General features: G+C 79.4%; 1 pseudogene. It reads left to right on the forward strand.

Going from position 1 to position 267, the window contains the following annotated elements:
- A pseudogene (locus tag ADK41_RS13780) lies at positions 1-267 on the forward strand (hypothetical protein); the annotation flags it as partial.

A 267-nucleotide genomic window follows, 5' to 3' on the forward strand; every position in this document is an offset into this window, starting at 1 on the left:
GCCGCCGCAGGCCCCGCAGCCCGGCTACGGCTACCCCCAGCAGGCTCCCCCGCCCGGCCAGCCCGGATACGGCTATCCGCAGCAGCCCGGCCAGCCCGGATACGGCCACCCCCAGCAGCCCGGCCAGCCCGGCGTCCCGCCGCAGCAGCCGTACGGCCAGCAGACCCAGTACGGCATGCCGCCCCAGCCCCCCGCCCCGGGCGGCGGCGGCAAGAAGGCCGGGATCGTCATCGGCGCCGTCGCCATCGTCGCGGCCCTCGGCGTGGG

Source organism: Streptomyces caelestis (genome assembly GCF_001279005.1).
Lineage (GTDB): Bacteria > Actinomycetota > Actinomycetes > Streptomycetales > Streptomycetaceae > Streptomyces > Streptomyces heliomycini.